Origin of the sequence: Kistimonas asteriae, from assembly GCF_018263925.1 — a bacterium.
In the GTDB taxonomy this organism is placed as follows: domain Bacteria; phylum Pseudomonadota; class Gammaproteobacteria; order Pseudomonadales; family Endozoicomonadaceae; genus Kistimonas; species Kistimonas asteriae.
This window is the reverse complement of record NZ_JAEVHF010000046.1, coordinates 1-1,162: the sequence shown is the minus strand read 5'-3', so window position 1 is coordinate 1,162 and position 1,162 is coordinate 1. Positions and strand designations below refer to the sequence as shown.

Sequence of the window (1,162 nt, the reverse complement as noted above, 5' to 3'; positions counted from 1 at the left end):
GGAACCTGCGAGCAAGTGACTTTTAAGAAATACAGTTTATGGAAGTTATTAAATCACTATTATGCAGCTCAAAAATAACTCAGTTTCCTGTTATTTAAGCCGGCTTACCGGCTTCCAGATACATTAACCCTGTGACCGGATCATTTGGTCCAGTCTAACCATGTTTGCCAGAGCGAATAACATCGCCAGCTTGCCATCATTTTTCCGCAGTCCCCGATAACGGGCTTTGATAAATCCAAACTGGCATTTGATGATTCTGAAGGGATGTTCCACCTTGGCTCGGATGCTGGCTTTTAGGTATTCCGTTTTCAAAATGACTTTATTGATTCGAGGGTGTTTCCTGAGTCTCTTCAACTTGCCTGGCTGTTCGGCTATATGCCACTGTACAGCATCTGTATTGAACTCTTTCCGCTTCTCAGCTCCTCTGTAGCCGGCATCGGCAAAGACAAACTGTTCATCACCGTGCAACAGGTTACGGGCTTGATTAAGGTCATGTTCATTGGCGGCTGTTGTCGCCAGGCTATGGGTCAAACCTGTACGGGCATCGACACCAATATGCGCCTTCATACCGAAATACCACTGGTTACCCTTTCTGGTCTGGTGCATTTGGGGATCTCGCTGCCCTGTCTGATTCTTTGTGGATGTCGGCGCTTCGATGATCGTGGCATCGACCAGTGAGCCTTCCTTCAAAACGATACCAGACTCTGTCAGCCATTGGTTGACGTCCGTGAAAATAGCCCGAGCCAGATTATGAGCTTCCAGCAGGTGTCGAAAGTTCATAATGGTTGTACGATCAGGAATCGCTTTATCCAGAGATAATCCGGTAAATAATCGCATGGACGCAATTTCATAAAGGGCATCTTCCATGGCCGGATCACTGAGGCTGTACCATTGTTGAAGGCAGTGTATTCGGAGCATGGTGGATAACGGGTAAGGTCTACGCCCATTACCGGGTTTGGGGTAATGAGGCTCAATAATGGCCTCAAGACGATGCCAGGGAATCAGTTTATCCATACGGGCAAGAAATATTTCTTTGCGGGTCTGGCGACGCTTTTGAGTGAATTCAGCGTCAGAAAAGCTGAGTTGTTGATCCATGGCTAATCTCCAGCAAGGGCTGAGAGGAGATTAGCTTATTATCGGGGACTTAATCGCAGGTTCCTTA

1 protein-coding gene is annotated in these 1,162 nt (G+C 47.2%); it reads right to left on the bottom strand.

All coding sequences use genetic code 11. The features are described 5' to 3' along the window. Positions 1–123: 123 nt before the first annotated feature. Positions 124–1,095, bottom strand: a complete 972-nt coding sequence (locus KHS78_RS22170) for an IS5 family transposase (RefSeq protein ID WP_211831195.1) — start codon at positions 1,093–1,095, stop codon at positions 124–126. Positions 1,096–1,162: the final 67 nt, after the last annotated feature.